The 23,543-nt window shown below is 69.5% G+C and carries 21 protein-coding genes; 9 read left to right on the top strand and 12 right to left on the bottom strand.

The features are described from left to right. Nucleotides 1–6: 6 nt before the first annotated feature. The 6 genes from gyrB to dnaA form a co-directional block, all read right to left on the bottom strand. A complete protein-coding gene (gyrB, locus tag OG389_RS19510; protein ID WP_328299746.1) occupies nucleotides 7–2,064 on the bottom strand; it encodes a DNA topoisomerase (ATP-hydrolyzing) subunit B in 2,058 nt (685 codons plus the stop codon). A gap of 540 nt (nucleotides 2,065–2,604) precedes the next feature. Beyond that, complete coding sequence (locus OG389_RS19505; RefSeq protein ID WP_328299745.1) at nucleotides 2,605–3,153, bottom strand: DUF721 domain-containing protein; 549 nt, start codon at nucleotides 3,151–3,153, stop codon at nucleotides 2,605–2,607. Beyond that, complete coding sequence (gene recF / locus OG389_RS19500) at nucleotides 3,150–4,286, bottom strand: DNA replication/repair protein RecF (RefSeq protein WP_328299744.1); 1,137 nt, start codon at nucleotides 4,284–4,286, stop codon at nucleotides 3,150–3,152. Before recF ends, OG389_RS19505 begins: the two co-directional genes overlap by 4 nt. An 83-nt stretch (nucleotides 4,287–4,369) precedes the next feature. Next, entirely contained in the window at nucleotides 4,370–5,245 is an 876-nt protein-coding gene (gnd, locus tag OG389_RS19495; RefSeq protein ID WP_243331108.1) for a phosphogluconate dehydrogenase (NAD(+)-dependent, decarboxylating), read from the bottom strand. A gap of 291 nt (nucleotides 5,246–5,536) precedes the next feature. Next, entirely contained in the window at nucleotides 5,537–6,667 is a 1,131-nt protein-coding gene (gene dnaN / locus OG389_RS19490; protein ID WP_243331110.1) for a DNA polymerase III subunit beta, read from the bottom strand. Between the two features lie 880 nt (nucleotides 6,668–7,547). Then, nucleotides 7,548–9,392, bottom strand: a complete 1,845-nt coding sequence (gene dnaA / locus OG389_RS19485; RefSeq protein ID WP_328299743.1) for a chromosomal replication initiator protein DnaA — start codon at nucleotides 9,390–9,392, stop codon at nucleotides 7,548–7,550. A 359-nt stretch (nucleotides 9,393–9,751) separates the two neighbouring features. On the opposite strand from dnaA, the gene rpmH reads away from it, so the two are divergent. The 9 genes from rpmH to OG389_RS19440 all read left to right on the top strand — a co-directional run bounded on the left by rpmH (nucleotide 9,752) and on the right by OG389_RS19440 (nucleotide 16,243). After that, nucleotides 9,752–9,889: a 50S ribosomal protein L34 gene (gene rpmH, locus OG389_RS19480; protein WP_008741645.1), complete on the top strand. Its 138-nt coding sequence runs from the start codon at nucleotides 9,752–9,754 to the stop codon at nucleotides 9,887–9,889. A 22-nt stretch (nucleotides 9,890–9,911) separates the two neighbouring features. After that, on the top strand, nucleotides 9,912–10,286 hold the full coding sequence (gene rnpA, locus OG389_RS19475; protein WP_328299742.1) for a ribonuclease P protein component: 375 nt from the start codon (nucleotides 9,912–9,914) through the stop codon (nucleotides 10,284–10,286). Beyond that, on the top strand, nucleotides 10,283–10,564 hold the full coding sequence (gene yidD, locus OG389_RS19470) for a membrane protein insertion efficiency factor YidD (protein WP_076043740.1): 282 nt from the start codon (nucleotides 10,283–10,285) through the stop codon (nucleotides 10,562–10,564). The genes rnpA and yidD overlap by 4 nt, the downstream gene beginning before the upstream one ends. A 3-nt stretch (nucleotides 10,565–10,567) precedes the next feature. Next, nucleotides 10,568–11,677, top strand: a complete 1,110-nt coding sequence (yidC, locus tag OG389_RS19465; protein ID WP_328299741.1) for a membrane protein insertase YidC — start codon at nucleotides 10,568–10,570, stop codon at nucleotides 11,675–11,677. A gap of 15 nt (nucleotides 11,678–11,692) precedes the next feature. Continuing rightward, a complete protein-coding gene (locus OG389_RS19460; protein ID WP_328299740.1) occupies nucleotides 11,693–12,202 on the top strand; it encodes a Jag family protein in 510 nt (169 codons plus the stop codon). Nucleotides 12,203–12,303: 101 nt separating this feature from the next. Next, the gene (gene rsmG, locus OG389_RS19455; RefSeq protein WP_328299739.1) at nucleotides 12,304–13,065 is read left to right on the top strand and encodes a 16S rRNA (guanine(527)-N(7))-methyltransferase RsmG; all 762 of its coding nucleotides are present in this window, start codon (nucleotides 12,304–12,306) and stop codon (nucleotides 13,063–13,065) included. A gap of 276 nt (nucleotides 13,066–13,341) precedes the next feature. Further along, on the top strand, nucleotides 13,342–14,433 hold the full coding sequence (locus OG389_RS19450; RefSeq protein WP_328299738.1) for a ParA family protein: 1,092 nt from the start codon (nucleotides 13,342–13,344) through the stop codon (nucleotides 14,431–14,433). Further along, nucleotides 14,430–15,524, top strand: coding sequence for a ParB/RepB/Spo0J family partition protein (locus OG389_RS19445; RefSeq protein ID WP_328299737.1), 1,095 nt, complete (start codon nucleotides 14,430–14,432; stop codon nucleotides 15,522–15,524). The genes OG389_RS19450 and OG389_RS19445 overlap by 4 nt, the downstream gene beginning before the upstream one ends. Nucleotides 15,525–15,625: 101 nt before the next feature. Continuing rightward, the gene (locus OG389_RS19440; protein ID WP_328299736.1) at nucleotides 15,626–16,243 is read left to right on the top strand and encodes a GNAT family N-acetyltransferase; all 618 of its coding nucleotides are present in this window, start codon (nucleotides 15,626–15,628) and stop codon (nucleotides 16,241–16,243) included. Between the two features lie 84 nt (nucleotides 16,244–16,327). On the opposite strand, the gene trxA is transcribed toward OG389_RS19440, so the two are convergent. The 6 genes from trxA to murJ form a co-directional block, all read right to left on the bottom strand. Continuing rightward, on the bottom strand, nucleotides 16,328–16,669 hold the full coding sequence (gene trxA / locus OG389_RS19435) for a thioredoxin (RefSeq protein ID WP_328299735.1): 342 nt from the start codon (nucleotides 16,667–16,669) through the stop codon (nucleotides 16,328–16,330). A 53-nt stretch (nucleotides 16,670–16,722) separates the two neighbouring features. Beyond that, nucleotides 16,723–17,682 carry a thioredoxin-disulfide reductase gene (gene trxB / locus OG389_RS19430; protein ID WP_328299734.1) on the bottom strand — a complete coding sequence of 320 codons (960 nt, stop codon included), beginning with the start codon at nucleotides 17,680–17,682 and terminating at the stop codon, nucleotides 16,723–16,725. Between the two features lie 125 nt (nucleotides 17,683–17,807). Beyond that, nucleotides 17,808–18,758 (bottom strand): anti-sigma factor family protein, encoded by a 951-nt coding sequence (locus OG389_RS19425; protein ID WP_328299733.1) that lies wholly within the window; start codon nucleotides 18,756–18,758, stop codon nucleotides 17,808–17,810. After that, on the bottom strand, nucleotides 18,755–19,456 hold the full coding sequence (sigM, locus tag OG389_RS19420) for an RNA polymerase sigma factor SigM (protein WP_328299732.1): 702 nt from the start codon (nucleotides 19,454–19,456) through the stop codon (nucleotides 18,755–18,757). The genes OG389_RS19425 and sigM overlap by 4 nt, the downstream gene beginning before the upstream one ends. Nucleotides 19,457–19,481: 25 nt before the next feature. Then, nucleotides 19,482–21,209, bottom strand: a complete 1,728-nt coding sequence (locus OG389_RS19415) for a protein kinase family protein (protein WP_328299731.1) — start codon at nucleotides 21,207–21,209, stop codon at nucleotides 19,482–19,484. 126 nt (nucleotides 21,210–21,335) lie between these two features. After that, nucleotides 21,336–23,513 carry a murein biosynthesis integral membrane protein MurJ gene (gene murJ / locus OG389_RS19410; protein WP_328299730.1) on the bottom strand — a complete coding sequence of 726 codons (2,178 nt, stop codon included), beginning with the start codon at nucleotides 23,511–23,513 and terminating at the stop codon, nucleotides 21,336–21,338. Nucleotides 23,514–23,543: the final 30 nt, after the last annotated feature.

Here is a 23,543-nt window from a genome sequence, read left to right as displayed (position 1 = left end):
GCCGACTCAGATGTCGAGGAACCGAACGTCCTTGGCGTTGCGCTGGATGAAGGAGCGCCGGGCTTCGACGTCCTCTCCCATCAGCACCGAGAACAGGTCGTCGGCCTGTGCGGCGTCGTCCAGGGTGACCTGGCCGAGCACGCGGTGGTCGATGTCCATGGTGGTGATGCGCAGTTCCTCGGCGTTCATCTCGCCCAGACCCTTGAAGCGCTGGATGGAGTCTTCCTTGATGCGCTTGCCGTTCTGCTTGCCGAGTTCCACGAGCGCGTCGCGCTCGCGGTCCGAGTAGGCGTACTCGAAGTCGTCCCGGCCCCACTTGATCTTGTACAGCGGGGGGCGCGACAGGTAGACGTGACCTGCCTCGACCAGCGGCCGCATGAAGCGGAACAGGAAGGTCAGCAGCAGGGTGTTGATGTGCTGGCCGTCGACGTCGGCGTCCGCCATCAGGATGATCTTGTGATAGCGGAGCTTCTCGATGTCGAAGTCCTCGTGGACACCGGTACCGAAGGCGCTGATCAGTGCCTGGACCTCGGTGTTCTGGAGGATCTTGTCGATCCGTGCCTTCTCGACGTTCAGGATCTTGCCGCGGATGGGCAGGATGGCCTGGTACATCGGGTTGCGGCCGGACTTCGCGGAGCCGCCGGCCGAGTCGCCCTCGACGATGAAGATCTCGCACTTGGTCGGGTCGTTCGACTGACAGTCCGACAGCTTGCCGGGCAGCGAGGCACTCTCCAGCAGACCCTTGCGACGGGTGAGGTCACGGGCCTTGCGGGCCGCGACGCGCGCCGTGGCCGCCTGGATCGACTTGCGGATGATGTCCGCGGCCTCGTTCGGATTCCGGTCGAACCAGTCGTTGAGGTGCTCGTGCACGACCTTCTGCACGAAGGTCTTGGCCTCCGTGTTGCCCAGCTTGGTCTTGGTCTGGCCCTCGAACTGCGGCTCGCCCAGCTTCACCGAGATGATCGCCGTCAGACCCTCGCGGATGTCCTCGCCCGCGAGGTTGTCGTCCTTCTCGCGCAGGAACTTCTTCTCCCGCGCGTAGCGGTTGACCAGACCGGTCATCGCCGCGCGGAAGCCCTCTTCGTGGGTACCGCCCTCGTGGGTGTGGATGGTGTTCGCGAAGGAGTACACACCCTCGGTGTACTGCGAGTTCCACTGCATCGCGATCTCGACCGAGAGCATGCGCTCCTTGTCCTCGGCCTCGACGTCGATGACCGTCGGGTGGATCAACTCGCCCTTGCGCGCGTTCAGGTACTTCACGAAGTCGACGATGCCGCCCTCGTAGTAGTACTTCACGGTGCGCGCCTGCTGGTCGTCGGGCTCCTCGGCGGTGTCCGCGCCCATCGTCGCCTTCGCCGACTCGCGCTCGTCCGTCAGCGAGAGGGTCAGGCCCTTGTTGAGGAAGGCCATCTCCTGGAAGCGGCGCGAGAGCGTCTCGAAGGAGTACTCGGTCGTCTCGAAGATGTCGCCGTCGGCCCAGAAGGTGACGGAGGTACCGGTCTCGGACGTCTCCTCGTTCTGGGCGAGGGCGGCCGTCGGGACGCCGAGCTTGTAGTCCTGGGTCCAGCGGTGGCCGTCGGTCTTGACCTCGACCGCGACCTTGGTGGACAGGGCGTTCACGACGGAGACGCCGACGCCGTGCAGACCGCCGGAGACGGCGTAGCCGCCGCCGCCGAACTTGCCGCCCGCGTGCAGGACCGTCAGCACGACCTCGACCGCCGGCTTCCCCTCGGACGGCACGATGCCGACCGGGATACCGCGGCCGTTGTCGATCACGCGCACGCCGCCGTCGGCGAGGATCGTCACGTCGATGGTGTCCGCGTGTCCGGCCAGGGCCTCGTCGACCGAGTTGTCGACCACCTCGTAGACCAGGTGGTGGAGCCCGCGCTCACCGGTCGAGCCGATGTACATGCCGGGCCGCTTGCGGACCGCGTCCAGGCCCTCCAGGACCTGGATCGCACTGGCGTCGTACGAGGAGGTGACCTCGCCGTTCTGGCCGACTGTGGACTGGTTGTCGTTGGGGTTGCCGGAATCGGCCACGAAGCGCCCTTTCTGGCACAGCACAGGCCGTACTCCGGGCCGGCAGGCATGCAAGCGGGAGCGGCTGCGTCGATCTGCGTTGTCAGCGGTGGTCAGCTTTACTCGACTGGATCCCGCGCATGCGCGGGATTCTCGTTCAGTCTACCGGTATCACCCCCATGAATGGGCGTTTGCCGGTACCTGAGTCCGCATGTGCCGCCCGGAAACTCCTCTCTCCGACTCCCCATATCCGGGGAGGGGCCCAAAGAGGCTCACACGGGCATTGAGCGCTTCGGGCTGTCAACCTCCCGCTACCGTGAGGGACACCACCCGCGCGGGCACCCGCACCGGGTGCGCACCGGGTCCCGCGAGCGCCCGTACGGGCGCTCGCGCACCACCGCGCCTCCGCCTACGGGCTTACAGGCGTACGGGCCTCCGCGGACGGGCTCGAGGGCCTCCGGGGCCTACGGGCTTACGTGCCCGCGGGCGCGAGCGCGCGGCGCAGCGGCGTCATCGGAGTCATCGGAGTTGCCCGCCCGGCCACCGGGCGGGCAACGTCAGGCCCGCGGCATCAGGCCCGCCGGCTCACCCGTAGGTGTCGCCGGGTCCGGTGCTCCCCGGAGCCCGCCACGCCCCGTACCGCTTCGGCCCGCCACCGGGCCCGTGGACCTTGATCAGCCGGACCGTGCCCTGGCCCAGGTCCGCGTTGAGCCGGGCCACCAGCTGCGGGGCCAGCAGCTTCAGCTGCGCCGCCCACGCCGAGGAATCGCAGCGCACCACCAGCTCGCGGTCGTCGTAGCGGTCCGGCACGCAGTGCGCCGCGATGTCCTGGCCGACGATCTCCGGCCAGCGCTCCATCACGCCCGCCACCGCCATCGGCATCTCCCAGCCGCGCTCCGTGCGCAGCCGGTCCAGCGCCGCCATCAGCGGCATCGGGTCCCGGCCGTCCGCGCGGGCACCCGAGCGCAGGCCCGGCTGCTGCTGGCGCTTCTTGCCCTGGGCCGCGTTGCCCCGGGCCCGCGCCTGCTCGCGCGCCGCCGCCAGCGCCTGCCGCGCCAGGTCCACCCCCGAGGGCTCGGGCGTCTTGCGCACCGGCTCCTGGGGCTGCTGACCGCCCTGCGTGCCGTCGCTCACAGCCGCGTCACCTCTCCGCCGGACACCGCGAACCGCGTCCCGGCCAGGACCCCCGGAACGTCGTCGTCCACCGCCGCCGTCACCAGCACCTGCTCGCCCTGCGCCACCAGCTCCGCCAACCGCTCCCGACGCCGCGCGTCCAGCTCCGCGAACACGTCGTCGAGGATCAGCACCGGCTCGCTGCCCTCCGAGCGCAGCAGCTCGTAGGAGGCCAGCCGCAGCGCCAGCGCGTACGACCAGGACTCACCGTGGCTCGCGTACCCCTTGGCCGGCAGCTCTCCCAGGCGCAGCACCACGTCGTCGCGGTGCGGGCCGACCAGTGTCACCCCGCGCTCGATCTCCTGCTTGCGCACGTCCACCAGCGAGGCGAGGAGCACCTCGTACAGCGCCTCCCGGGTACGGGCCTCACCGCTGTCCACCTGTTCGCCGGCGGAGGACTTGTACGCCAGGCCCAGCGGTCCGCCGCCGGGCGCGAGCTGTTCGTACGCCTTGTCCGCCAGCGGCAGCAGCGTCGCGATCAGGTCGAGGCGCTGCGCAAGCAGCTCCGCCCCCGCACGCGCCAGGTGCTGGTCCCACACGTCCAGCGTGGACAGGTCCATCGAGCGGCCGCCGTGCCGGCGGGCCATCGCCGCCGACTTCAGCAGGGTGTTGCGCTGCTTGAGCACCCGCTCGTAGTCCGAGCGCACGGCCGCCATGCGCGGTGAGCGGGCCGTCACCAGCTCGTCGAGGAAGCGGCGCCGCTCCCCCGGGTCGCCCTTGACCAGGGCCAGGTCCTCGGGGGCGAACAGCACCGTCCGTACGATGCCCAGCACGTCCCGGGGCCTGACCTGCGAGGACCGGTTGATCCGGGCCCGGTTCGCCCGCCCCGGGTTCAGCTCCAGCTCCACCAGCTGCTGGCGCTCGCCCTGGGTGACAGCGGCGCGGATGACGGCCCGATCCGCGCCCATCCGGACCAGCGGGGCGTCGGCGGAGACCCGGTGGCTGCCGAGGGTGGCGAGGTAGCCGATCGCCTCGACCAGGTTGGTCTTGCCCTGGCCGTTGGGGCCCACGAAAGCGGTGACGCCCGGGTCGAGGGGAACCTCGGCCCGGGCGTACGAGCGGAAGTCGGCCAACGAGAGATGCGAAACGTGCATACGGCGCCGACCTCCCCCGGCTTCCTGCTGCTCTGCTCTGCTCCGTCGGCCCCGCTCGCGCGGGGCTGTGGAGCGGTTGTGGATTACTTCTTCTCGACCGCGTGGCCGCCGAACTGGTTGCGCAGGGCGGCGATCATCTTCATCTGCGGGGAGTCGTCCTGGCGGGACGCGAAGCGCGCGAAGAGCGAGGCCGTGATCGCGGGCAGCGGTACCGCGTTGTCGATCGCGGCCTCGACCGTCCAGCGGCCCTCGCCGGAGTCCTGCGCGAAGCCGCGCAGCTGCTGCAGGTGCTCGTCCTCGTCCAGCGCGTTCACGGCCAGGTCCAGCAGCCAGGAACGGATGACCGTTCCCTCCTGCCAGGACCGGAACACCTCGCGGACGTCCGTGACGGAGTCGACCTTCTCCAGGAGCTCCCAGCCCTCGGCATAGGCCTGCATCATGGCGTACTCGATGCCGTTGTGGACCATCTTCGCGAAGTGGCCGGCGCCGATCTTGCCCGCGTGCACGGCACCGAACTCGCCCTCGGGCTTGAGGGCGTCGAACACCGGCTGGACGGCGGCGACGTGCTCCTTGTCGCCGCCGTACATCAGCGCGTAGCCGTTCTCCAGGCCCCAGACGCCGCCCGAGACGCCGCAGTCCACGAAGCCGATGCCCTTGGCGGCCAGCTCGGCGCCGTGCTTCTCGTCGTCGGTCCAGCGCGAGTTGCCGCCGTCGACCACGATGTCGCCGGGCGAGAGGAGGCCGGCGAGCTCGTCGACGGTGGACTGGGTCGCCGCACCCGCCGGGACCATCACCCACACCACGCGGGGGGCCTGCAGGCTGTCCACAAGTTCCGACAGGCTGTGGACATCGGCGAGATCCGGGTTGCGGTCGTATCCGATGACGGTGTGGCCGGCGCGGCGGATGCGCTCGCGCATGTTGCCGCCCATCTTGCCGAGACCGACGAGACCAAGCTCCATCAGGTGGTTCCTTAAGCGTTGTGGCCGTCTGTGCCGGGGTTCCCCGGTGCCCGGGGACAACCCCCCGTGCCGAGCCTACGCCGGGCCGTGGCACGCGGCGCCACGGGCACTCCGGGTGCCGGCGCGAAGGGCCGTACGAGGCCTCGTACGGGCTCCTCAGCGGCTCGCCGGAGGCTCGTCAGGGGCTCCTACGAAGCTTCGCGGGCCCGGGGAGGTGCGGGAGGTCGTCGGGCCCGGCCCCGCGGGAAGCGGGACCGGGCCCGACGGCGTGCCCTCGTCCTGTGGCCGGACTCAGCCGGAGAGGCGGACCGGCATGATCAGGTACTTGTACGCCTCGTCGGCCTCGGCGTCGACCGCCGGGCGGCCGCTGAGCAACGCCGGCTTGGTGGACGTGGTGAAGCTGAGCTGCGCGGCCGGCGAGTCGATCGCGCTCAGGCCGTCCAGCAGGAAGGTCGGGTTGAAGGCGATCGAGATGTCGTCGCCCTCCAGCTTCGCGTCGACGCGCTCCACAGCCTGTGCGTCGTCGGAGGAACCGGCCTCCAGGATCAGCACGCCCTGCTCGAAGCTGAGGCGGACCGGCGTGTTGCGCTCGGCGACGAGGGCCACGCGCTTGACGGCCTCGACGAACGGGGCGGTCTCGATCACGGCGACGGAGTTGAACTCCGTCGGGAAGAGCGTGCGGTACTTCGGCAGGTCGCCCTCGAGGAGGCGGGTGGTGGTGCGGCGGCCGGCGCCCTCGAAGCCGATGAGGCCCTCGCCCTGGCCGGAGCCCGACAGCGCGATGGTGACCGTGTCGCCGCTGGTGAGCGACTTGGCGGTGTCCAGGAGCGTCTTGGCGGGCACCAGGGCCACGGCCGAGGCCTCCGGGTCCTCGGGCTTCCACAGGAACTCGCGGACCGCGAAGCGGTAGCGGTCGGTGGAGGCCAGGGTGACCTTGTCGCCCTCGATCTCGATGCGGACACCGGTCAGCACGGGCAGCGTGTCGTCGCGGCCGGCGGCGATGGCGACCTGGGCGGCGGCGGAGGCGAAGACCTCGCCGGGCACGGTGCCGGTCGCGGTGGGCATCGTCGGCAGCGCCGGGTATTCCTCCACAGGCAGGGTGTGGAGTGTGAACCGGGAGGAGCCGCAGACCACGGTCGCCCGTACACCGTCTGTGGAAATCTCCACCGGGCGGTTGGGCAGGGCGCGGCAGATGTCGGCGAGCAGCCGGCCGGAGACCAGGACCGTGCCGTCCTCCTCGACGTCGGCCTCGACCGAGACGCGGGCCGAGACCTCGTAGTCGAAGCCGGAGAGGGACAGCTTGCCCTCCTCGGCCTTCAGCAGCAGGCCCGCGAGAACGGGCACCGGCGGCCGGGCCGGGAGGCTACGGGCAGCCCAGGCCACCGCCTCCGCGAGTACGTCGCGCTCCACCCGGATCTTCACCGGAAACCGCCTCCTGCTGTTGCTCGCTCGTCTTGCCGGCCTTCGTCGTCGGCTCGTCGATGCCTCGACCGATGCCGGGGACCAGTCTGACGTACGGCGCCGACAGTCGTTGCTGTCGGCGGTCAAGTCGGGAGCGAGGTGTCGGGGAGGGCGATCCACCGAGTTGTGCACAGGACCTGCTTGAAAACCGAAACCGGGCTAACTCTCTATGGGGGTAGTAGTAGGGCCTGTGGAAACGGTGGATAAGCCCGTTCTCGCAGGTCAGGCCGCGTTTTTTATCCCCACACCCTGTGGGTGACACCGGTGGACAACCAGGTGTCTCTGTGGAGAACGAAAACTTCTGCACAGGCCATCCCCAGATGACCCCGACTACTCCACAGGTGTGTCCCCAGGTTTCCCCGAGTACTCCACAACCCAAACGTCCACTTCGGTGTGACGCCTTTCACTCGGGGCGGTGATGGAGGCCTCCAGGTTGCCGAACAGTGGACAACGGTGTGGGGAAGTCGTCCGATCCTGTGCACAGGACGCGGGAAGCTGTGGACCGCCGGTGGACAACGCGGTGGACGGAGCTGTGGATGAAATTTCTGTCCACAGCCTGTGGACAGCGGTTGCGCACAATTCCACAGGGGGCTGACCAGCCCTGATGGTGCCTCACTCCAGGGCTCTGTGGACAGTCTTGTGGGCGGTGGGGTCTGTCCCCAGGGTGTGGACGGAAGAAAGTCGCCCAATCTGTGGATGACTTGCTCCATTGGGGGCGTATTCGAACAGGTTGGGGGCGCACGCATGAAGAAGGGCGCCCCCGAAGTGACCCGGGAGCGCCCTCACAGAGCGTTTGGAGAAGCCTCGGCGACGCCCGTACGGCCCGTGCACGGAGCCGGTGTCAGCCGTTCTTGATGCGGTTGGTGAGCTCCGTTACCTGGTTGTAGATGGAGCGCCGTTCCGCCATCAGAGCGCGGATCTTGCGGTCCGCGTGCATGACCGTGGTGTGGTCGCGGCCGCCGAACTGCGCCCCGATCTTGGGCAGGGAGAGGTCCGTGAGCTCCCGGCACAGGTACATGGCGATCTGGCGGGCGGTGACCAGCACGCGGCTGCGTGAGGAGCCGCACAGGTCGTCCACGGTGAGCCCGAAGTAGTCGGCGGTGGCGGCCATGATGTCCGTCGCCGTGATCTCGGGCGCGCTGTCCTCGCCGCCGGGGATCAGGTTCTTCAGTACGTCCTCGGTCAGGCCCAGGTCCACCGGCTGCCGGTTCAGGCTCGCGAAGGCCGTGACCCGGATCAGCGCCCCCTCCAGCTCGCGGATGTTGCGCGAGATGCGGGAGGCGATGAACTCCAGCACCTCCGGCGGGGCGTTGAGCTGCTCCTGGACGGCTTTCTTGCGCAGGATCGCGATGCGCGTCTCCAGCTCGGGCGGCTGGACGTCGGTGATCAGGCCCCACTCGAAGCGGTTGCGGAGCCGGTCCTCCAGGGTGACGAGCTGTTTGGGCGGCCGGTCGGAGGAGAGCACGATCTGCTTGTTGGCGTTGTGGAGCGTATTGAAGGTGTGGAAGAACTCCTCCTGCGTCGACTCCTTGCTCGCGAGGAACTGGATGTCGTCGACGAGCAGGATGTCCATCTCGCGGTAGCGCTTGCGGAAGGCGTCGCCCTTGCCGTCGCGGATGGAGTTGATGAACTCGTTGGTGAACTCCTCTGAGCTCACGTACCGCACCCGGGTGCCGGGGTACAGGCTCCGCGCGTAGTGCCCGATGGCGTGCAGCAGGTGCGTCTTGCCGAGGCCCGACTCCCCGTAGATGAAGAGGGGGTTGTACGCCTTCGCCGGCGCCTCGGCGACGGCCACCGCGGCGGCGTGCGCGAAGCGGTTGGAGGCGCCGATGACGAAGGTGTCGAAGAGGTACTTGGGGTTCAGCCGGGCGGTCGGCTCCAGCGGACCCGAGGTGGAGCCGCCGGAGGGGGCCGACGGCGCGGGGCGGCTGGGCGCCGGGCGCGGGGCGGGCTGCTCGTACTGCTGGGACTCGTACCGGCCGGACTGGCGCTGCTGCTGGCCTTCGTAACCCTGCTGCTCGTACTTCTGCTGTTCGTAGGAGCCCTGGTCGTAGGAAGAGGGCTCGGGCTGCTGGAGGTAGCCGGGCTGCGGGGAGGCGTACGGGTCGCGCTCGGGGAAGCCGCCGAGGCGCGGCTGCTGCCAGCCGTAGTCGTCCTGCTGTCCGCCGCGGGGCCAGGCCCCGGGCTCGGGGCGCGGCTGCTGGTAGTCCGGGTAGGCGGGGCGGGCGGTGGGGAGCCGCTCGTCGTCGGTGGGGCCGGCGCCGGTGTGGCCGGTGTGGCCGCCGGGTCCGGTGTGCCCTCCGGGGCGCTGGCCGCCGTACGGCTCGTAGGAGTCGCGGGCATCGCGCGAATCACGGGAGTCGCGGGCATCGCGCGGGGAGGGCGCGGACGGGGCCGGCGGCGAGGGCTTGCCGGCGGAGTCGTCGACGGTGATGGCGATCCGGATGGGGCGCCCGCACTCGACGCTGAGGGCGTCGCTGATGAGCGGGGCGAGCCGATCCTCGAGGACGCGCTTGCCGTACTCGTTGGGGACGGCGAGCAGAGCGGTGTCGGCCACGAGGGCCAGTGGCTGACACTGTTCGACCCACTGCTTGTTCTTGGGCTCGACGCCGTTCGGTCCCTCCCCGAGGAGCTTTTCGAGCACCCTTGGCCACACTGCGGCAAGATCGGCAGGTACGTCAGCCACAGGGCACGCTCTCTCAGAGGGGGTCCCACGAATGTGTGGTTCTTTGGGACGGTCGGGACAAAAAATCCGGGGTCAGGCAACGGTAGTCAGGCCGACGGGTACGGTTCAAGTCGTTGTCCACAGCCTGTGCACAGTGTGGGGCACCGTCGGCTCGGTTTGACCGGATGGCGTAGCCGCGCGTACCGTAACGAGGTCGAGTTGTCGATGGCTGCTGCCGCCTGCCTACCGATGGGCGAAGATCACTGATTGTGATCGTTTTGCGGTGCCACTCGGGCGAACACGCGAGTTTTCTCCTCGTGGGCGCACGGTGACAGCCAGGCGATGTCCCGCCACAACGATTTATTCTCTGGAGCCCCCGAGTGAGCAAGCGCACCTTCCAGCCGAACAACCGCCGTCGTGCCAAGACCCACGGCTTCCGTCTCCGGATGCGTACCCGTGCCGGTCGCGCGATCCTCGCGAACCGTCGTGGCAAGGGCCGCGCCGCCCTTTCCGCGTAACTGACGGGCGGATCGTGACGTCGTGCTGTCTCCCGAAAATCGGCTGAGGCGGCGCGAGGACTTCGCGAGCGCGGTACGTCGAGGTCGTCGGGCTGGTCGCCCGCTCCTCGTCGTCCACCTACGTACAAGCGGTGCAACGGACCCGCACGAGCCGGGGGAGATCGATCCCTCGACGCGTGCGGGTTTCGTCGTCAGCAAAGCTGTCGGCATCGCCGTCGTACGCAACCGGGTCAAGCGCCGTTTGCGCCATCTCGTCCGCGAGCGGCTGTCTCAGTTGCCCGACGGTAGCCTGATGGTGGTACGGGCTCTGCCCGGAGCGGGTGATGCCGGTCTCGACGAGCTGGCCCGGGACCTCGATTCCGCACTGCTGCGGCTCTTGGGAGGCGTGGCTCGATGAAGTACCCGCTGCTCGCATTGATCAAGCTGTACCAGTGGACCATCAGTCCGCTACTCGGGCCGGTGTGCCGCTACTACCCCTCGTGTTCGCACTACGGGTACACGGCCATCGACCGGCATGGTGCGGTGAAGGGGACTGCCCTGACCGCCTGGCGGATCCTGCGGTGCAATCCGTGGTCCCCGGGCGGTGTGGATCATGTCCCACCCCGGAAACGCCCGCGTTGGCACGAGCAGCTGCGCAGTGCGTTGCGTAGATCTCGCAATGCTCAAGGAGCCTGATTAGTGGACACGATTGCCAGTCTGTTCAGCTTTATTACCACGCCCGTCTCGTGGATCATCGTTCAGTTCCACAAGCTGTACGGCGGCATTTTCGGCGCGGACAGTGGATGGGCCTGGGGCCTGTCCATCGTCTCCCTGGTGATCTTGATCCGTATCTGTCTGATCCCGCTCTTCGTGAAGCAGATCAAGGCGACGCGGGGCATGCAGGCGATCCAGCCGAAGATGAAGGCGATCCAGGAGCGCTACAAGAACGACAAGCAGCGCCAGTCCGAAGAGATGATGAAGCTGTACAAGGAGACGGGTACCAACCCGCTCTCCTCGTGCCTTCCCATCCTGGCGCAGTCCCCGTTCTTCTTCGCGCTCTACCACGTGCTCGCCGGCATCGCCAACGGCAAGCCGATCGGTGAGATCGACGGCCCGCTGCTGGAGAGTGCCCGTAAGGCGCACATCTTTGGTGCCCCGCTGGCTTCCAAGTTCATGGACAGCCCCGACAAGGTCGCCGCTCTCGGCGCCACGATCACCGACGTGCGTGTCGTCACCGCAGTCATGATCGTCATGATGTCGCTGTCGCAGTTCTACACCCAGCGTCAGCTGATGCAGAAGAACGTCGACCTGTCGGTCAAGACGCCGTTCATGCAGCAGCAGAAGATGCTGATGTACGTCTTCCCCCTGATCTTCGCCTTCATGGGTATCAACTTCCCCGTGGGTGTGCTCGTCTACTGGCTGACCACGAACCTGTGGACCATGGGTCAGCAGATGTACGTGATCAACCAGAACCCGACACCCGGAAGCAAGGCCCAGGACCAGTACCTGACGCGCCTGCTGAAGCACGTCTCCTCGCACGGTGAGCTCAAGGGCCGTGGGAAGAAGAAGATCGTCGCGGCGATCGTGGCCAAGGGACCGGACCGCAACGACAACGAGCGCAAGTTCATCACGTCGCTCACCAAGCAGGGTATGGCCGCTCAGGCGGACGGCTCCGTGACCAAGAGCGTCGAAGCGACCGTCGACTCCGATGCGGCCGGCGGTGGCGGTGCCCAGAAGCGGCAGCAGCCCAAGCGGCAGTCGAAGTCGCAGCGTCAGACTCCCCCCAGCAAGCCCTCTTCCAAGAAGTAAGAAGGAGTCCCTCCCGTGACGGAAGGCACCACCACCGCCGCCGCTGAGAGTGGCGACACCCTGACCCGCCTGGAGCAGGAGGGTGAGATCGCGGCCGACTACCTTGAGGGTCTGCTGGACATCGCCGACCTGGACGGCGACATCGACATGGACGTCGAGGCGGACCGCGCCTCTGTCTCCATCGTCAGCGAATCCGCACGTGACCTGCAGAAGCTCGTGGGCCGCGACGGAGAGGTGCTGGAGGCTCTGCAGGAGCTCACCCGCCTCGCCGTGCACCGCGAGACCGGTGACCGCAGCCGGCTGATGCTGGACATCGGCGGGTTCCGTGCGAAGAAGCGCGAGGAGCTGACGGCGCTCGGCGCCCAGGCCTCGGCGGACGTGAAGGCGTCCGGTGAGGCCCTGAAGCTGGATCCGATGACCCCCTTCGAGCGGAAGGTCGTCCACGACGCCGTGGCGGCCGCCGGTCTGCGGAGCGAGTCCGAGGGCGAGGAGCCGCAGCGCTTCGTCGTCGTGCTCCCGGCCTGACCGGAAGCCTGAGTGCTCGGCCCCGTCTGTCTCGCAGGCGGGGCCGATGTTTGTCAGCCTGGCAGTGACAACGTGGCCCGCGGGACGGCAAGGCCACAACCATGCGGTACGGAAGGACGGTCCCCGTGACGGAGGCAGCTGAGCTTCCCCCGATTCCCGAAGAAGCGCCCCCGGCACCTGAAGAGGCGCGCGCGGTGTTCGGTGAGTATTTCCCGGAAGCGGTGCGGTACGCGGAGCTGCTGGCGGACGCGGGGGTCAAGCGGGGCCTGATCGGGCCGCGCGAGGTGCCGCGGCTGTGGGAGCGGCACCTGCTGAACTGTGCCGTGCTCTCGGAGGTGGTGCCCGAGGGCGTCACCGTGTGCGACGTGGGTTCGGGCGCCGGTCTCCCCGGTATTCCGCTGGCCCTGGTGCGCCGGGACCTCAAGATCACGCTGCTGGAACCGCTGCTGCGACGTACGAACTTCCTCCAGGAAGTCGTGGAGCTGCTGGGCCTCGACCATGTGACGGTGGTGCGCGGGCGGGCCGAGGAAGTCCTCGGCAAGCTCCAGCCGGTGCACGTGGTGACGGCGCGCGCGGTGGCCCCGCTGGACCGGCTCGCCGGGTGGGGTGTGCCCCTGCTGCGTCCCTACGGCGAGATGCTGGCGCTGAAGGGTGACACCGCTGACGAGGAGCTGGTGGCGGCCAAGGCCGCGCTGACCAAGCTCGGTGTGGTGAAGACCTCGGTGCTGCACGTCGGTGAGGGTGTTGTGGACCCGCTGTCGACGGTGGTGCGGGTCGAGGTCGGCGAGAGTCCTGGTGGGGTGAGGTTCGCGGCCAAGCGGGCCAAGGCCGCCCGGGTGAGCCGTACCCGCCGCCGTCGCTGACCCCTTCGCTGCGCCTTTGCCTGCCGGTGCTTGTAGGGATGTTGTCGGTGCGTTGAGCCCTATAGGTATGGATTTCGGAGTGTCGTAGCGGCCGGATGACTCCGTCCGGGCATCGTGTTTCACGTGAAACGTCGCTCTCTGCTGCACGGAATCATCAGCCGCGGTCGTGCGGCCACGTCCCCTCGTCTCCGCAAGGGCGAAGGGGGGACGGAGTTGTCCACATCAGTGGATTCATCCACAGGAGTACGGGCCCCGCTGGTTCGCAACCCCGGTCCCATGGCAGGCTCTGTTCATCGCGAGCCTGATGCCGAGGAGAGTGACACCGTGCGGTCAGACGCCAACCTCGCGGGGCCGATGGCCGATCCGGTCCCCGGTCCCCGCTCTGAATCGCCGGGTGAGGATGTTTCACGTGAAACATCGGCCCCGCCGCTAGTGGACAACGAAGACACACCCATCGGCCGCGCGGCCCAGATCGCGGTCGAGGCACTGGGGCGTGCGGGTGAAGGCCTGCCCAGGCCCCCGCAGACCCGGATCATGGTGGTGGCCAACCAGAAGGGCGGCGTGGGCAAGACCACGTCGACCGTGAACCTGGCCGCCTCACTGGCGCTGCACGGCGCGCGGGTCCTGGTGGTCGACCTCGACCCGCAGGGCAACGCCTCCACAGCGCTGGGCATCGACCATCACGCGGATGTGCCGTCCATCTACGACGTGCTCGTGGACAGCCGTCCGCTGATGGAGGTCGTGCAGCCGGTGGTCGATGTGGAGGGGCTGTTCTGTGCTCCGGCCACGATCGACCTGGCCGGAGCGGAGATCGAGCTGGTCTCCCTCGTGGCGCGGGAGAGCCGCCTCCAGCGGGCCATCCAGGCGTACGAGCAGCCGCTCGACTACATCCTGATCGACTGCCCGCCCTCGCTGGGCCTGCTGACGGTGAACGCCCTGGTCGCGGGCGCTGAGGTACTGATCCCGATCCAGTGCGAGTACTACGCGCTGGAGGGGCTGGGACAGCTGCTCCGCAACGTCGACCTGGTGCGGGCCCATCTGAACCCCACGCTGCACGTGTCGACGATCCTGCTGACGATGTACGACGGCAGGACCCGGCTGGCCTCGCAGGTGGCGGAGGAGGTGCGCACCCACTTCGGCAAGGAGGTGCTGCGCACGAGCATCCCGCGGTCGGTTCGTATCTCCGAGGCCCCGAGCTACGGGCAGACGGTGCTGACTTATGACCCGGGTTCCAGTGGGTCCCTCTCCTACCTGGAGGCGGCGCGGGAGATCGCGCTGCGCGGGGCCGGAATCCACTACGAAGCCCAGCACTCTCATCTGAGTGCCGGCATGAACAACACGCAGAGTGTGGCGGAGGGGATCCAGTGAGTGAGCGACGTAGGGGTCTGGGGCGGGGGCTCGGCGCGCTGATTCCCGCGGCTCCTCAGGAGAAGACGCCGCCGGTGATCGGGGCTGGGTCGACGTCCCCGTCGGCCGTGCCGGTACTGCCCTCGGAGCGGGGTATCGCGGCGGCGAGGCTGGCTTCGCTGGCGCAGGCCGATGTTTCACGTGAAACATCACCGGTGCTCGAGGCTGTGCGAGAGCCGGACCCGGTCGTGGCTCCGGAGGCCGGCGAGGTGGCGGGTGCCACGTTCGCGGAGCTCCCGATGGACTCGATCACGCCGAACCCGCGTCAGCCGCGTGAGGTGTTCGACGAGGACGCGCTGGCCGAGCTGGTGACCTCCATCCAGGAGGTGGGTCTGCTCCAGCCGGTGGTGGTGCGGCAGTCGGGCCCCGGCCGCTACGAGCTGATCATGGGTGAGCGGCGATGGCGGGCGTGCCGGGAGGCCGGTCTGGACCGTATCCCGGCCATCATCCGTGCCACGGACGACGAGAAGCTGCTGCTGGACGCGCTGCTGGAGAACCTGCACCGGGCTCAGTTGAACCCGCTGGAGGAGGCAGCCGCGTACGACCAGCTGCTCCAGGACTTCAACTGCACGCACGATCAGCTGGCGGACCGGATCGGTCGTTCACGTCCTCAGGTCTCGAACACGCTGCGCCTGCTGAAGCTCTCCCCGCCTGTGCAGCGGCGGGTGGCGGCGGGTGTGCTGTCGGCGGGGCACGCCCGGGCACTGCTCTCGGTGGACAGCTCCGAGGAGCAGGACCGGCTGGCGCACCGGATCGTGGCCGAGGGTCTCTCGGTGCGTGCGGTCGAAGAGATCGTGGCGCTGATGGGGTCGGAGTCCCCGAGCGCGGTGAAGCCGAAGGGTCCGCGGGCGGGTGCGCGGGTCTCCCCGGCGCTGAACGAGCTGGCGACGCGGCTGTCGGACCGGTTCGAGACGCGGGTGAAGGTGGATCTGGGCCAGAAGAGGGGCAAGATCACCGTCGAGTTCGCGTCGATGGAGGATCTGGAGCGGATTCTGGGCACGCTTGCGCCGGGTGAGGGCCGCGTGCTGGACCAGGGAGCTTCCGGGGAGTAGTCCACAGGCTGGGGGCGGGTCGTGCCGGTGGGAACCGGCGTGATCCGCCCCTTTGCCTTGTTGCGGTTTCGGGTGATTCGAGCTGTGGATACGATGCGGTCATGGGTCGTCGGCTGGTACCGCTCACGCTGGACAACCTTCAAGACCTGCCCCGGCGTTGCCGGTCCTGTGTCTTCTGGGAGCTTGATCCTGTCAGCGGCGAGGCTGCTGTGAAGGCGGGGACTCCTGCCCAGGAGAAGGAGGCGTGGATCTCCGCCGTCCTGCTGGAGTGGGGCTCGTGCGGCCGCGTGGTCTATGTGGACGAGGTGCCCGTGGGGTTCGTTCTCTACGCCCCGCCGGCGTACGTACCGCGTGCGACGGCGTTCCCGACGAGTCCGGTGTCGCCGGACGCCGTTCAGCTCATCACAGCATGGATCATGCCGGGCTATCAGGGGCAGGGTCTGGGGCGGGTGATGGTCCAGACGGTGGCGAAGGACTTGCTGCGCAGGGGGTTCAGGGCGATCGAGGCGTTCGGCGACGCCCGGTGGGAAGGCCCGGCCTGTCTGCTGCCGGCGGACCATCTGCTGGCCGTGGGCTTCAAGACCGTTCGCCCGCATCCTGCGCGGCCTCGGCTGCGGTTGGAGCTGCGGTCCACGCTGTCGTGGAAGGAAGACGTGGAGCTGGCCCTGGACCGGCTGCTGGGAGCGGCTCGTAAGGAACCGGCGCTGCGTCCGCTGTGAGGCGGCCGCAGCGGGTGCCGTACGAGAACGGGGCCGCCCCTGGCAGGGGCGGCCCCGTTCTCAATGTCGCTGTACGCGCTCGCGTCAGGCGGTCTTGACCTCGACGAAGTCCGAGAGGTCGCGCAGGATGGCGGCCTTGGGCTTGGCGCCGACGATGGTCTTGGCGACCTCGCCACCCTGGTAGACGTTCAGGGTCGGGATGGACATGACGCCGTACTTGGCGGCCGTCTCAGGGTTCTCGTCGATGTTGAGCTTGACGATTTCGATCTGGTCGCCGAACTCGGCGGCGATGGCCTCGAGGGACGGGGCGATCTGGCGGCACGGACCGCACCATGCAGCCCAGAAGTCCACCAGGACGGGCTTGTCGTTCTCGAGGACGTCGGCGTTGAAGCTCGCGTCGGTCACGTTCTTGAGGGTGCCGGCCACAACGGCCTCCTTCTTTTCCTGCGGGGAGTGGGGTGTGGTGCTGCTTGAGGGTGTCAGACCGACGCGTGTGCCTTCTCGGCGTCCGCGAGGGCGGCGAGGAAGCGTTCGGCGTCGAGGGCCGCGGAGCAACCGGTGCCCGCGGCGGTGATGGCCTGACGGTAGGTGTGGTCGACGACGTCTCCGGCACCGAACACACCGGTGAGGCTGGTGCGGGTGGAGGGGGCGTCGACCTTGAGGTAGCCCTCCGCGTCGAGGTCGAGCTGGTCCTTGAACAGCTCGGTGCGCGGGTCGTGGCCGACGGCGATGAAGAGGCCGGTCACGGGCAGTTCGGAGGTCTCACCGGTCTTGGTGTTGCGCAGGGTGAGCCCGGTGAGCTTCGGGTCGCCGTGGATCTCGGCGACCTCGCTGTCCCAAGCGAACTTGATCTTCGGGTCGGCGAACGCGCGGTCCTGCATGGCCTTGGAGGCGCGCAGGGAGTCGCGGCGGTGGACGATCGTGACGGACTTGGCGAACCGGGAGAGGAAGGTGGCCTCCTCGATCGCGGTGTCGCCGCCGCCGACCACGGCGATGTCGTGGTCCTTGAAGAAGAAGCCGTCGCAGGTGGCGCACCAGGAGACGCCGCGGCCGGAGAGGGCGTCCTCGTTGGGCAGGCCGAGCTTGCGGTGCTGCGAACCGGTGGTCACGATCACGGCCTTGGCGCGGTGCACGGTGCCGGCGGTGTCGGTGACGGTCTTGATCTCACCGGTGAGGTCCACGGCGACGATGTCGTCCGGAACGAGCTCGGCGCCGAAGCGCTCGGCCTGGCCGCGCATGTTGTCCATGAGGTCCGGACCCATGATGCCGTCCTGGAAACCGGGGAAGTTCTCGACCTCGGTGGTGTTCATCAGCGCGCCACCAGCGGTGACGGCGCCTTCGAAGACCAGGGGCTTGAGCGAAGCGCGTGCGGTGTACAGGGCGGCGGTGTACCCGGCCGGCCCGGAGCCGATGATGATCACGTTTCGTACGTCGCTCACGGGTTACTTCCTCGTCTCTACGGACTGCCTGCTGCCTACCGGGGGGCCGGTGTGGACTCTCACCCCACCCAACGGATCCTACGGCGCATGCATTCCCGAGCTTTCACCCCGAGCCCGGCGCTTCCTCAGCTCCGGGGGTAGCTGCTGGTCAGCAGAGGCTTCCCGGGAGGAGCCGAGGGGTTGGTGACGCAGGTGGCGGCGACGAGGTAGGCGTCCACGACGGCGGGGTCGCCGTGGTGTGGCAGGACCACGAGGAAGGCGTCCCGTCCCTCGTACGTGCCGCGTTCGAAGGCCAGGGGGCTCTCGGTGCGGCCGGTGGCTTCCTGGACGCAGGCCGGGGCCTGGGGGGCCTCGCCGTCGGCCGGGGCGACGCCGGGGGCAGCCGTGGTGGTGTTCTCCACCCCGAGGGTGTCGTTCGGCTCCCGTGCTGACTTGTCCCCCTTGTCGGTGGGTGCGAGGAGCTCTCGTACGGTGCCGGGTAGCCCCTGGGCGGTGTAGGTGTGCCCGCCGGGCCGGCTCAGGGCGGTGACGGGGTCCTTGTGCGCGGACATGTCCTGCCCGGGGCGGGTGCCGGAGATCAGGCCGGTCACCAGGATGCCGACGCCGACGGCACATGCCGCGAGCAGCCCGCCCGCGACGGCGATCCGGCGGCGGGCACGACGCCGGCCGGGGCCCGTTGGGCCGGCCGGGTGACCGGAGGGCCGCAGGGCGCCGGTTCCGGTAGTCGGGGCGGGCGGTGTTTCACGTGAAACCTCGGGACCGGGTCCCCCGCCGGCCAGCCGGGAGGGCCGGGTGGTCCCGGTCCCCTCGTGCGGGGTGGTGGCGTCGAGGAGCGCTTCGGCGGCGAGGGCGGCGTCGATCCGGCCGGAAATGTCGGCGGGCATCCGGGCAGGCCCCGGAAGGGTGCCGAGCAGGGCCCGGATCTCCTCCAGGGAGGCGCGTACGTCGGCGCAGAGGGGGCAGTCGCCGAGATGGCGGCGGACCTCCACCGTGCGCGACGGGGAAAGGAGGCCTTCCGCCAGCTCGGAGATCTCCGAGACGTCGGGGTGCCCGATCGTGCCGGTCGTGGGGCTCACGCTCGTCCACCTCCGCCCTTCACTGCATTGGGGTCCGGGGCTGGGTCCCCGCGGTCTGCCGCTGGTGGGACGGTTGTCCCCGGTGTCCGGTTCCTTCCCCGCTCGGTGTCGGTGTTATCCCCGGTATGTGCGCGCAGATGAGTGAGGAGTGGGACGAGTTTCGCTCTGCCCCGGGCGCAGCGGCTCTTCACGGTGCCGGTGGGTACGTCGAGCATGCGGGCGGCCTCGGCGACGGGGTAGCCCTGCATGTCGACGAGGACGAGGGCCGCCCGCTGTTCGGCCGGGAGGGTGCTCAGGGCCGCCAGGAGCTGCCGGTGGAGGTCCTGGCGCTCCGCGGGGGCCTCGGCGGACTCGTGGGGCTCCAGGAGGCGCTCCAGGCGGTCCGTGTCGGCGAGCGGGGACGTCCTGCGTGAGGCGGCCTTGCGCGCGCGGTCCAGGCAGGCGTTCACGGTGATGCGGTGGAGCCAGGTGGTGACGGCGGATTCGCCGCGGAAGGTGTGCGCGGCCCGGTAGGCGGAGACGAGAGCGTCCTGCACGGCGTCGGCGGCCTCCTCGCGGTCGCCGAGGGTGCGCAGGGCCACGGCCCACAGTCGGTCACGGTGCCGGCGGACGAGCTCACCGAAGGCATCCGGATCTCCGGCGGCGTGCAGCGACAGGAGTTCCTGGTCGCTGCGGCCGCCGGGTGTGGCTTCGTCCAACGGTGAGCCCTCCCCCTGCTGTCCGTCAGCCCGTGAACTTCACATCCGTGATGGCCTGCTTGAACCCGGGCCCGCTGAACACGTCGGTGCCCGATTCCGGCATCGCGGTGATCCACACGAGGACGTAGCGCGTGCTGACCGGCGTCTCGGAGCTGAGTTCGAGATTGCTGTCCGAGGTCGTCTTGGTGGCGATCTTCCGCATCGAGGCGACCGGGTTCGACGAGGACATGGAAGGTGCCGCGTAGAGCGTGGCGGTGGTGTGGTCGCCGGCGTACTTCAGCGCTATCGAGCCGCCGTTGACCGCCTGCTCCGAGCCGAGATCGTAGACGATGCCGACGCCCGCCTTGAACTCCGCCTTCATGTCGGGGCCGTCGAGGTAGGACTTGGTGTGCCAGTAGGTGGTGACGTCCTTGTCGAAGGTGCTCTTGGCGCCTTCGAGGTCCTGGGGATTGTTGTCGGGGTAGTACTCGCGGGCGTCCGCGATGGTCAGAAGGGTCGGTTCCTTCTTCTCCGGAGCATCGTCGGCCTTCGGGTGGGTGCTCTGGCTGCCACCGCTGCTGCCCGGGTTGCGCCGGTCCAGCAGGCTGTCGGCGAGCTGCCAGCTGCCGAGGCCGAGGGCGGCGATCAGCAGGGCCGCGACACCCCACTTGAGGGCGCGGCCGGTACGGCTCTGCAGGGGAGCGGGCGGGGGGACGACGGTCAGGACCTGCGCGGTGGGCAGGCCGGGTGACGTGGTCCTGCCGTAGCTGCCCTGCTGGTAGGTGGTGTGCTGGTACTCCGGAGGTGCCGTGAAGGTGGGCTCCGGCGGCCGGATGCGGGGCATCGCGGCCACGGCCTTGGAGAGCTCCTCGGGGGTGGTGCAGGCGGGCTCCTGCCGCGAGGCGGTGGCCCCGTCGTTGGCCAGGGCACGCATGGCGAGCTCGCCGAGACCCCGGTGCACGCCGGCGCGGACCTGGTCGGGGGCGATCAGGCCGACGCCCTTGGGCAGGCCCGTGAGGCCGTAGGCGTCGTTCTCGTAGGGCCAGCGCTGGGTCAGCGAGGCGTACAGGAGGGCACCGATGGCCTCGGTGTCGGCGCGCTGCGGGGTCTCGCTGGTGATGCCGCGCAGCGCGGCGTTCACGGCGAGGCCCCGGATGCGGTACTGGCCCGAGGAGGTGCGCAGTATGGCGCTGGGGGTCAGTCGCAGGTGTGCCAGACCCTCGCGGTGCGCCGCGGCCATGGCCTGGGAGACCTGGCTGACGAGCTGGTAGGCCTCGTGCGGTTCCATGGGGCCCGCGGCGAGGACCGCGGTGAGCTCCGTGGCGTCGGGGAGCCATTCGTGGACGACGTAGACGAGGTCGTTCTCCTCCACGGCGTCGAGGACCTGGACGAACCGGGGGTCACCGAGCAGGGCCGAGGAGCGGGCGGCGGCCAGGACGGCGCGGGCCCGGGCGTGGTCGGCGGGCAGCAGGTGGACGCCGACGGCCCGGCGCAGCTTCTCGTCCATCGCACGCCAGCTGCTGAATCCGTCCACACGGGTGACGCACTCTTCGAGCCGGTAGCGTCTGGCCAGCTTGTGGCCGCTGTGCAGCTCGGGTGCGGCCGCCGGGGCCGCGTTCCTGCGATCGGCGTCCTTCTCGGGCATCGTCCCGTCCGAGGCTTGTCCGTTCTGGGCATCCACCCCGTCGGCCGTTGCCTGGGCCGTCTCCGCGGCCAGCGGCTCGTCGCCACTGTTGTCGGCCACGTCGACGGCAGCCGTGCTACGTTCCGCCACCGTCGTCCCCGCCTCCCCATCCGTTGCGCGCTGTCGGCCAGTCTGCGAAGCCAAGCCAATTGTGCCCACAGTCCACCGATCTGCACGACACGCCCTGGGCGGTGGATTGCTCCGCGGGTGCGGCCATCAGCGTCCCAGGCGTCCGCGGACCATCCCGACCATGGCGTTGAGTTCTTCGATGCGCATCCGCTTGGCGGCGATGAGGAACACCGCCGCCAGGGCGATGCCTCCGGCCACCAGCGCGGTGAGGGAACCGGCCGCTCCGCTGCCGAGGTAGTGCAGGACCGCGAAGGCGACGGCGCCGGCCACGGCGGCGGCCGGGACGCAGGCACCGATGAGCCGGGTGTAGGTGCGCATCACGTGCGCCCCGTCCAGGTCGCCGCCGAGGCGGGTGCGCAGGCGGCGCCAGGCGACTCCGACGCCGACCGCGTAGCCGAGGCCGTAGGCGGCGGCCATGCCGACGACGGCCCAGCGGGCGGGGAGGACGAAGAAGGCGACCGCGGAAACGCTCGCGTTGACGGCGGCGACGATGACCGTGTTGTAGAAGGGCGTCCGGGTGTCCTCGTAGGCGTAGAAGCCGCGCAGGACCACGTACTGGACGGAGTACGGGATCAGCCCGAGGCCGAAGGCCATCAGGATGAATCCGATGTTCTGGGCGCTCTGCGCGCCGGATCCGGCGTAGAGCAGGCCGGCCATGGGGACGCCCAGCGCGAGGAACGCGAAGGCGCACGGCACGATCGCGACGGCGGAGGTGCGCAGTCCGTAGGAGATGTCGTCACGGACGGCGGCGGCGTCGCCGTCGTGGGCGGAGCGGGAGATGCGCGGCAGGACCGCGGTCATGACGGAGACGGTGATGATGGCCTGCGGCATCTGCCAGAGGAGCAGGGCGTAGTTGTAGCCGGTGATGCCGGTACCGCCGTGGCCCTGCTTGTCGGCCACCTCGCCCGCCCAGGTGGCGAGCTGGGTGACGACGATCAGGCCGAGCTGGTTGGCGAGGACGAAGAAGAACGTCCACTTGGCCAGACCGGCGGCCTTGCCGAGGCCGTGGCCCTTCCAGTCGAACCGCAGGCGCGGCTTGAAGCCGGCCTCGCGCAGGTAGGGAATCATCGCCAGGGACTGGACGACGAGGCCGAGCAGGGTGCCCAGGCCCAGCAGGCGGACGCCTTCGGGGGTGATGCCGGCCTCGGTGACGCCCGTGGTGGTGAACCCGCCGAACGCCCAGATGAAGGCGCCGAAGGTGGTGATGACGACGATGTTGTTGAGGACCGGGGTCCACATCATGGCGCCGAACCGGCCGCGGGCGTTGAGGATCTGACCGAGGACCACGTGCACACCCATGAAGAACATGGTGGGCAGGCAGTAGTGGGCGAAGGCGACGGCGACGTCCAGCCGCTGCGGATCGTTGGCGATCTTCTGCGACATCATGCCGATGAACAGCGGGGCCGCGAGCACGCAGATGGTGGTGACGGCGCCCAGCAGGACCATGACGAGGGTCAGCAGGCGGTTGGCGTACGCCTCTCCCCCGTCCTCGTCGTTCTTCATCGCGCGCACCAGCTGCGGGATGAAGACCGCGTTGAGGGCGCCGCCGCCGACCAGGACGTAGATCATCGTGGGCAGGGTGTTGGCGACCTGGTAGCTGTCGTTGAGGGTGGCGACGCCGATGGCACCGGCGATCACCAGGGTCCGCATGAAGCCGGTGATGCGGGAGACGATCGTGCCGGCGGCCATCAGGGCGCTCGACTTGAGCAGGCTGGACGCGCGCCCGGCGGGCTTGCTCGGCGCCGGGGCGGCGACGGGGGCGTCCTCGGCGGGGGTACGGGGAGCCGCGTCCTGGTCCCGGTAGAGGTGCGCGAAGGCGTCGGGCCGGGGCTCCTCGTCGGCGGCCTGGGTGACGAGGGAGTCCACGCCGACGAACTGGGTGGTGGTCGCGTGGTCCCCGTACGGCAGGTGCCGGGAGGGGCCGTCCGGCTCCGGCGGCGGGGTCTGGGCCCAGACCCGCGGATCCGGGGCGTAGGAGGGGGCCGGCGGGGCCGCGTAGAGCGGGCCGGGCTCCTGGAAGGTGCCGGGGGGCGGCGGCGGGTGAGAGGCCCGGTCGTAGAGGACTTCCGCCACCGGGTCCTGGGCGGACAGGTCCTGCGACCGGTACGGGTCGTGGGCGTAGGCGTCCTGGACATAGGGGTCGTGGTCCGGTGCGGGTGCGGGCGCGGGAACCTGTCCCGGGACCGGGGCGCCGGGGGCAGTGCCCTGGGAGGGCGCGGGCCCGCCAGTGCCCTGCGCCCGGTCACCTTCGTACGGCGCGTTCATCGAAACCCCACCTCATCGTCCCCAGGCCGA

Source organism: Streptomyces sp. NBC_00435 (genome assembly GCF_036014235.1).
Classification (GTDB): domain Bacteria; phylum Actinomycetota; class Actinomycetes; order Streptomycetales; family Streptomycetaceae; genus Streptomyces.
This window is presented reverse-complemented; position numbering and strand designations above follow the sequence as displayed.